This is a genomic window from Methylobacterium sp. GC_Met_3 (assembly GCF_026540775.1).
Taxonomy (GTDB): Bacteria; Pseudomonadota; Alphaproteobacteria; order Rhizobiales; family Beijerinckiaceae; genus Methylobacterium.
Map to the genome: position 1 here is coordinate 1 of NZ_JALNUL010000166.1, position 945 is coordinate 945.

A 945-nucleotide genomic window follows, 5' to 3' on the forward strand; every position below is an offset into this window, starting at 1 on the left:
GCGACTTGCTGCGCTGCCTTCTCGGCCGCCTGGCGGACGCGTTCCGCCTCGGCGCGCTCGCGTGCAGCGAGAGCCTCCGCCTCACGCGCGGCCTCGGCGGCGGTACGAGCCGCCTCGCGCTCGTTGACCCGCACCTCGCGCGCCTCGACGAGGGCCTGCCGCTCGGCCTGCCGGGCCAGCACCGTCGGGTCATCCGCTGCCGGGCGGGCCCGGAACCGGTCAAGCGTCGCCTGTCGCGCTTTTGCTGTCGCATCGAGGCGATCGACGAGCTGGCTTGTCTTGAATTGACCCACGTACAGTCCTTCATCGCGCCGAAGCCGAGACCCGGCGCCAGAAACAGATGAAGCCGCCCCCGGGGGAACGGCTTCGAAACGCGTCAGAGGCAGATGAGCGTGGCTCAGGCGGCCTGAAGGCTGCCGGCCGACTGCTTCCCGCTGCGGCGGTCGGTCTCCATCTCGTAGGAGACCTTCTGGCCCTCGACCAAGTTGTTCATCCCGGCGCGCTCGACCGCGGAGATGTGGACGAACACGTCCTTGCCGCCATCATCCGGCTGGATGAAGCCGAAGCCCTTGGTGTCGTTGAACCACTTAACGGTGCCGATGGTCATAGGTATTCCGTATCTATCTAGGCAGACGAATAGGTCGGGCGCATGCATCGCACGCGCTCGGTCGCTGGTGGTCGAAAATGGGAGAGATGCAGAGCGCTCGCCCTGGTGTGGCGAGACGGCCGAATATCTGGCCAAAGATCGATCTGTGACTTGTACGCTAACGGCGGCCCATTCACAACTACAAATCTGATCGGGAGAAAAACAGCCTGGACGATCGCGCCTCTGCGTTCACGAGCTACGCTGTAGCGCCTGCTGTTCTTTTGAGGATCTGCGCTGATCCGAAGGGCGCATCGTCGCTTTGGAGGACGCGCCGGCTGCACGTGAACGGGGAGGACACG

Annotated in this window: 2 protein-coding genes; both read right to left on the reverse strand. The window is 65.0% G+C overall.

Features of this window, described 5'->3' with window-relative positions; all coding sequences use genetic code 11:
* Positions 1 to 293, reverse strand: a 293-nt coding sequence (locus OXS27_RS32315) for a DUF6481 family protein (protein WP_267361747.1), incomplete at its 3' end; no start/stop codon positions are given.
* 104 nt (positions 294 to 397) lie between these two features.
* Positions 398 to 607 carry a cold-shock protein gene (locus tag OXS27_RS32320; RefSeq protein ID WP_243924844.1) on the reverse strand — a complete coding sequence of 70 codons (210 nt, stop codon included), beginning with the start codon at positions 605 to 607 and terminating at the stop codon, positions 398 to 400.
* Between the last annotated feature and the right edge of the window lie 338 nt (positions 608 to 945).

Coding starts and splice junctions, on each gene's coding strand:
- OXS27_RS32320 (WP_243924844.1), bottom strand. CDS start 607: ATGACCATCGGCACCGTTAAGTGGTTCAACGACACCAAGGGCTTCGGC.